General features: G+C 58.5%; 5 protein-coding genes and 3 pseudogenes. 3 read left to right on the forward strand and 5 right to left on the reverse strand.

Annotated elements, in window-relative coordinates:
* The 4 genes and pseudogenes from JJ869_RS23215 to JJ869_RS21705 form a co-directional block, all read right to left on the reverse strand.
* Window positions 1–161: pseudogene (locus JJ869_RS23215) on the reverse strand (hypothetical protein); the annotation flags it as partial.
* 3 nt (window positions 162–164) lie between these two features.
* Window positions 165–1,151 carry an ABC transporter permease gene (locus JJ869_RS21695; RefSeq protein WP_292270681.1) on the reverse strand — a complete coding sequence of 329 codons (987 nt, stop codon included), beginning with the start codon at window positions 1,149–1,151 and terminating at the stop codon, window positions 165–167.
* A gap of 77 nt (window positions 1,152–1,228) precedes the next feature.
* Entirely contained in the window at window positions 1,229–2,755 is a 1,527-nt protein-coding gene (locus JJ869_RS21700; protein ID WP_292270684.1) for an ABC transporter substrate-binding protein, read from the reverse strand.
* A 289-nt stretch (window positions 2,756–3,044) separates the two neighbouring features.
* Window positions 3,045–3,392: pseudogene (locus JJ869_RS21705) on the reverse strand (integrase core domain-containing protein); the annotation flags it as partial.
* A gap of 107 nt (window positions 3,393–3,499) precedes the next feature.
* Here JJ869_RS21705 and JJ869_RS21710 point away from each other — a divergent pair.
* The 3 genes and pseudogenes from JJ869_RS21710 to JJ869_RS21720 all read left to right on the forward strand — a co-directional run.
* Window positions 3,500–3,910: a helix-turn-helix domain-containing protein gene (locus tag JJ869_RS21710; protein WP_292270686.1), complete on the forward strand. Its 411-nt coding sequence runs from the start codon at window positions 3,500–3,502 to the stop codon at window positions 3,908–3,910.
* Window positions 3,810–4,451, forward strand: a complete 642-nt coding sequence (locus JJ869_RS21715) for an IS630 family transposase (protein WP_292270689.1) — start codon at window positions 3,810–3,812, stop codon at window positions 4,449–4,451. The genes JJ869_RS21710 and JJ869_RS21715 overlap by 101 nt, the downstream gene beginning before the upstream one ends.
* A 265-nt stretch (window positions 4,452–4,716) precedes the next feature.
* Window positions 4,717–4,905: pseudogene (locus tag JJ869_RS21720) on the forward strand (D-cysteine desulfhydrase); the annotation flags it as partial.
* A 66-nt stretch (window positions 4,906–4,971) separates the two neighbouring features.
* Here the strand turns inward: JJ869_RS21720 and JJ869_RS21725 are convergent.
* Window positions 4,972–5,436 (reverse strand): transposase (locus JJ869_RS21725; protein ID WP_292270690.1); only part of this gene is annotated, 465 nt, incomplete at its 5' end.

The raw sequence follows: 5,436 nt of genomic DNA on the forward strand, positions 1-5,436 counted from the left end.
AACCCGTTCTGTCCAGGAAGCGACATCGATTTGCCGGGGAGGGTGAATGGGTCCTCGGGGAAAAACAAGCTGGCCGTCGCCGCCATGAAAGTGGTCAAGGCAAGGATCCCGAGGCCCAGCACAGCCCCACGGTTGCGAGAAAAAAGTTGCCAGAAGGTCATGTCTCAGCTTACCTCAATCCGCGGGTCGAGTGTCGAGTAGATCAGGTCGACAACGAGGTTCACCGCCACGACAAGAACCGCCGACAACAAGAAGATGCCTAGCAGCAGATTGAGGTCCCGCGAAAACAGCGCTTCGAAAGCGAGCATCCCCAATCCCGGCCATGCAAAGACCGACTCGACGATGACAGAGCCACCGATCAACGCGCCCACCTGCACACCGGCCATGGTGACCACCGGCAAAAGCGCGTTGCGCAGCACATGCACGAACATGATACGGTTCTCCGTCACCCCCTTGGCGCGGGCCGTTGTGACGTAGTCTTGTCCGGCTTGTTCGAGCATCGAGGCGCGCATCAGCCGGGTATAGAGCGCCAGGTAGAATAGCGACAGCGTGATCGTGGGTAGAACAAGGTGGTGGGCGATGTCGACCACCCGGTCCCAACCTTCATAGAACATGGCGAAGTTTTCCATGCCGGATGTCGGGAACCACCCCAAGTTAAGGGAAAATACCACGATCAGCATGAGACCCACCCAAAAGAGCGGCGTGGCATAGGTGATAAGTGCGAAGATCGAGATCGCGGTGTCGCGCCATGTGTTCAGACTGATCGCGGCGACAAGGCCAAGTACGATGCCGAAGCCGACGGCCAGAAGGATGGTCGACACCATGAGCAGGAGCGTCGCCAGCATTCGGTCGAATATCAGCTCGCTAACCGGCATCTCGTGCCGGAAGGAATAGCCCAGATCAAGCAGAACGACATTTTTCAGGTAGACGCCCAACTGCACGATCAGCGGCTGATCAAGACCGAACTTGGCCCTCAGCTCGGCCATGTATTCCGGTGTGGCGGAGCCGGCCTCCCCGGCCAGCACATCCACCGCATCACCTTCGGCGAGCTGCAGCAGGAAAAAATTGAGAATGACGATTGCGAGTACGATCGGAATGGCTTGCACCAGCCGTTTGATCACATAGCGCATTCGCCGGGCGAAATGTGACATAAACTGCTCCCCGGATCGTTGGGGCGCAGCGGCCGGCTTGGCGGCTGCGCCCGGTTTTCTAATCACATCCGTCCGGATCAATCGTCGATCCAGGCTTCAGCGAACGAGCCGTAAGACCCGAGCGCGGATGTCGCGTGGTCCTTGAGCTTTTCGTTGTAGACCGTCAGGAATTCCATCTCGAACAGGTTTGCGACCGGCAGGTCATTGGCCAGTATCTTTTGGATTTCCGCGTAAATCTCCTGCCGCTTGGTGGCGTCTGCTTCCTGAGCGCCGGCGACCAGAAGCGCGTCGAGGTCAGGATTGGAGTATTGCGAGGAGTTCACGAAATGTGTGCCCTGGCGGATCTGATCGGTGCCATAGTGACGGTGAACGCCTAGCACCGGGTCCGGCAGCTGGTAGAAATAATTGACGTTCATGTCGAAATCGTAGTCGGCATAGATGCGCTTGAGCCAAGTTGGCACGTCTTCATAACGAAGCTCGACCTTTATGCCGATCTCGGACAGCGCTTGCTTCATGTATTCACCAGCGCGGCGCCAGTCTTCACCATAGGGGATGAGATCCAGCGTGACGCTGGCACGGACGCCGTCTGCATCTGGCGCAATACCGGCTTCGTCGAGAATGGCAATGGCCTGTTCAGATTGGGCGTTGGGCGCGTAGTTGGGCATTGCCCCGGCATAGAGACCGGTGGCCGCAAAGTTGCTCGAAAGAGCCGAGGTTGCAGGTTTGCCGTAGCCGAACCAGATGTTCTCGATAAGGAACTCCCGGTCGAGCGCGACGGTGACAGCTCGGCGCAGGGCGGGGTTGTCGAACGGCGGTTTCGTCGTGTTGAACTCGATCAATGCCATCGGGTTGATCATTGCGTAGCCGTCGGTCGTCACGTTGAACCCATCGGTGTCGCGCAGTCGCACGGCGTCGATGTTGGGGATCGCACCGAATGCGCCATACATCACCTCTTCATTCTCCATCGCCGCGGTGCGGGTGGAGGCGTCAGGGATGAAGCGGCCAACGACACGGTCGAGATAGGGCAGTCCTTCCTTCCAGTAGTCCTCGTTCTTGTCGAGACGGATATACTGACCCTTCTGCCATTCGACGAACTTGAACGGGCCAGTGCCGACCGGGTTTGTCGCAAGATCCGAGTTGCGCGGGTCCTGGCCTTCAAGCAGGTGCTTGGGCACCATCGGGCTTTCATAGGCCGACAGCGCGCGCAGCATGTAGGGCGCCGGGTTCGCAAGGTTGAAGACTGCCGTGTGTTCGTCGGGCGTGTCGATTGAAACGACCTCGCGGAACGAATTGGGTCCGCGCGGATGCACCTTGCTAAGGATCTCCATCACGGTGAACTGCACGTCAGCTGAGGTGAATGGCTCGCCATCATGCCAGTGGACACCTTGCTGAAGGTTGAATGTGACGGTCTTGCCGTCCTCGCTGACCGTGTAGCTTTCGGCCAGGGCCGGTACGATGTTCAGATCAGTGTCATAGTCCAGAAGGCCCTCGTAGATCTTGGGCGCAACAAGGCCGATTGGACCCGATGTCGACAGGAACGACGCCAGCGACGGCGGCTCCGGCTGGACGATGTACACCAGCGTCCCGCCGGCTTTTTGGGCCATTGCGGCGGCCCCGGCAAATGCCATTGATACGGCGCATAAGGCTCCTAGAACCGTGCTCCTTATATTCATGTCTTACCTCCGTGTATGAGTTGGCGCCGCTCATTGAATTGGCAATCGCCTGCAGTCAGTTTTTACTATCCTAAGCGCGCGGACAAGAAAAAAACACACGTTGATGGAGAGGTGCTGGGACCAAAGTGCAATTTATTTTTGCTATTGCGTAAGATATGCGCATGTTCCTTGTGACTGAATCTGTACTGGGGCACGGTTATTAGACAGCGCTTTGCGCTGGTTAAGCTGCCATCATGATGGCCGTGGCAGCGTCGGCTTCAAGGCCTTTTTGCTCGGCTCTAATCTGCCCGGGTGTTTTGTATCTATGGCGCTGGCGCAGCCATGATGCGTTGTACTTTGCGGCGAACTCGGCGAGCGCGGCGCGTAGCTCCTCAACTGTTTTGAAGTGCCGCACCCACAAAAGCTGTTCCTTGAGGGTCCGTATCGCCCTCTCGGCGACGCCATTGCCTTCCGGCTGCCTGACGAATGCAGGAGAGCTGATCATGCCGAAACATTTGATCTCATTCTGGAAGTCCTCCGACATGTAGTTTGAGCCGTGATCGTGGCGCAGAGTCAGCCCCTTGGCGGCATCGGGCCTGATGCCGCCAGCGTTACAGCGTTGCCATTGATGGATGAATCGTGTGGGATTCCCGAGGCTTGTGTTTTCTGATTCAGTCCTCTCGTGGAGGATGTCAGATGGGCAACGCACTTTCGATGGACCTTCGTGTCCGGTTCAAGCGGTTGATGGATGGCGGCATGCGTGCCGCGGAGGCAGGCAGGGCACTATTGCTCAGCCCTGCGACGGCGGCACGATGGGGCAACAAGGTTCGTAACGGCGCGTCGTTGGAGCCGCGACGTTCGGGGCCACGAAAAGGCAGTGGCAAGCTCGACCCCTTCTTCGACTTCTTCGTAGAACTGATTGAACAGGACCCAGATATTACTCTGGTTGAACTGCAACCATCATTGCTGGTGGCTCACGAGGTGACGTGCTCCACAAGCGGCATTGATGCGCTGCTGCGCCGCCGCGGCTACACATATAAAAAAAGGGCTGGTCGCTCAGGAACAGGGCAAGCCCGCGGTGCGCAAGGCCCGGCGCGACTGGGGTAAACGACAGGTCATCATGCGGGCCAATCCCGAGCGATTGATCTTTCTGGACGAAACCGGCACCGACACAAACATGACCCGGTCCCATGGCCGGTGCCTGAAAGGCAAGCGTCTCAAGGGGAGCGCCCCGTTTCGGCGATGGGGAAACCAAACCTTGATTGCGGGCTTGTCCAGCGAAGGGATCGTCGCACCGTGGGTGATCTCGGGCGCGATGGATCGAGACGCCTTTGATACCTACATCGAAAAGGTCCTCATCCCCGAGCTTGAGCCCGGCACCGTCGTCATCCTCGACAACCTGGCCACCCACAAAAGCGACAAGGCCGCGGCGTTGCTCAAGGCGAATGGGTGTTGGTTTCTGTTTCTGCCACCCTACAGCCCCGATCTCAACCCGATAGAAATGGCCTTCTCCAAGCTCAAGGCCCATCTCCGACGGATCGGCGCGAGAACCTTCGATCACCTCATAAGTGCAATTGGCGAGATCTGCGATCTCTTCAACCCGGACGAATGCTGGAACTTTTTCACAGCCGCCGGATACACCTCATGAATAAGTGCAAAAGCTGTATGGGCGCGCGGCGTCGGGGCCGCGGCCTCCGTCGCGCCTGTAATCTCCGTCGTTTTCTTAGTCATGGTCTACTCCCGTTCCTGTCGGAAATAGCGCTCACAACTGTCTCAGAAAACCGTGCCCCAACCCACTTGTGACTGAATCCGCTTTCAGTCAAATACAGTCTCTCTGTGAAAGAACACATCAGTGCCATTGGCGTCCGCCTATGTCTCTGGTATCGCGTGTGAGTTGTTTGGCCGGAGGCTCCATGCATCTTGCCCGTTTTCCAGGCCGCTTTCTTGCCCATCTGCCCACGCCGCTGGAGCGACTCGACCGACTGAGTGCTGAGTTGGCTGACCCCGCGATCTGGATCCAGCGCGACGATTGCAAAAGCCTTTCCACAAGGGGCAACAAGACCCGCAAACTTGAGTTCTTGATGGCGGAAGCAGAACTCGAGGTAGTGCCCCGGGAAGTGGTGTAGGAACTGGCGTCCACCTGCTTCTTCATAGCCGGTTTTGCTCGTTCACTGAGCGGCGATCATCGTCGCCGCGTCGTCATCGTTGCACATGGCGGTCAGCTTTTCCACCGGCATGTAACGGCGGGAGACGGCCCACTCATCGTTCTGCTCCAACATGAGCGCCCCGACGAGGCGGATCACGGCCTCGCGGTTCGGGAAGATCCCGACCACGTTGGTCCGCCGCTTGATCTCCTTGTTGACGCGCTCCAGCGGGTTGGTGCTGTGCAACTTCGAGCGCAGACTTTCGTCGAAGGCCATGTAGGCCAGCACGTCATGCTCCGCGTCATCCATCAGCTCGGCGACATCCCGGAACCGCTCGCGCAGGCTGTCGGCCACCTCGCGCCAACGGGCATGGGCCTGGTCGCGGTCCTTCTCGGCGAAGACGGTCTTCACCACGGCGCTGACCACGGGCTTGTGGGTCTTGCCTACGCGGGCCAGGAGGTTGCGCTGGAAGTGAACCCGGCAGCGTTG

The organism is Marivita sp. (assembly GCF_017643905.1).
Lineage (GTDB): Bacteria > Pseudomonadota > Alphaproteobacteria > Rhodobacterales > Rhodobacteraceae > Marivita.

Coding starts and splice junctions, on each gene's coding strand:
- JJ869_RS21695 (WP_292270681.1), bottom strand. CDS start 1,151: ATGTCACATTTCGCCCGGCGAATGCGCTATGTGATCAAACGGCTGGTG.
- JJ869_RS21700 (WP_292270684.1), bottom strand. CDS start 2,755: ATGGCCCAAAAAGCCGGCGGGACGCTGGTGTACATCGTCCAGCCGGAG.
- JJ869_RS21710 (WP_292270686.1), top strand. CDS start 3,500: ATGGGCAACGCACTTTCGATGGACCTTCGTGTCCGGTTCAAGCGGTTG.
- JJ869_RS21715 (WP_292270689.1), top strand. CDS start 3,810: ATGCGCTGCTGCGCCGCCGCGGCTACACATATAAAAAAAGGGCTGGTC.